This window comes from Cryobacterium sp. MLB-32 (assembly GCF_000738085.1).
GTDB lineage: Bacteria > Actinomycetota > Actinomycetes > Actinomycetales > Microbacteriaceae > Cryobacterium.
On sequence record NZ_JPRS01000662.1, the window covers coordinates 1 to 1,041 of the forward strand.

Sequence of the window (1,041 nt, forward strand, 5' to 3'; positions counted from 1 at the left end):
AGCGTTTGTAGGCGGCGCGGTCGATGATTGAGTCGAGTTTGGATTCGTTGGTGGCGATCAGTCCGGACGGGTTGATCACCGACGCGAATGAGGCGACGGTGCGGGCGACGGGTATTCCTCGGGTGGATTTGATTGGGACGGCGTTCTCGGATGTCTTTACGGAGCCGGAGAAGGCGGAGGCGATTTATCAGTTGGTGTTTGAGAAGGGGATGGCTGTTGATTATCCGCTGACGATGCGTCACCGGGACGGGACGTTGATGGAGGTGTTGTATAACGCGTCGGTGTATCGGGATATTGGCGGCAATGTGTTGGGGGTGTTCGCTGCGGCCCGCGACGTGACGGGTGCGCGGCAGGCGTTTGAGGCGGCGCGGTCGATGATTGAGTCGAGTTTGGATTCGTTGGTGGCGATCAGTCCGGACGGGTTGATCACCGACGCGAATGAGGCGACGGTGCGGGCGACGGGTATTCCTCGGGTGGATTTGATTGGGACGGCGTTCTCGGATGTCTTTACGGAGCCGGAGAAGGCGGAGGCCATTTATCAGTTGGTGTTTGAGAAGGGGATGGCTGTTGATTATCCGCTGACGATGCGTCACCGGGACGGGACGTTGATGGAGGTGTTGTATAACGCGTCGGTGTATCGGGATATTGGCGGCAATGTGTTGGGGGTGTTCGCTGCGGCCCGCGACGTGACGGGTGCGCGGCAGGCGTTTGAGGCGGCGCGGTCGATGATTGAGTCGAGTTTGGATTCGTTGGTGGCGATCAGTCCGGACGGGTTGATCACCGACGCGAATGAGGCGACGGTGCGGGCGACGGGTATTCCTCGGGTGGATTTGATTGGGACGGCGTTCTCGGATGTCTTTACGGAGCCGGAGAAGGCGGAGGCCATTTATCAGTTGGTGTTTGAGAAGGGGATGGCTGTTGATTATCCGCTGACGATGCGTCACCGGGACGGGACGTTGATGGAGGTGTTGTATAACGCGTCGGTGTATCGGGATATTGGCGGCAATGGTGTTGGGGTGTTCGCTGCGGCCCGCGACGTGA

1 protein-coding gene is annotated in these 1,041 nt (G+C 59.4%); it reads left to right on the plus strand.

Annotated features, from left to right (window positions below; all coding sequences use genetic code 11):
• Positions 1-23: 23 nt before the first annotated feature.
• Positions 24-1,041, plus strand: a 1,018-nt coding sequence (locus tag JF66_RS20750) for a PAS domain-containing protein (RefSeq protein ID WP_156109992.1), incomplete at its 3' end; no start/stop codon positions are given.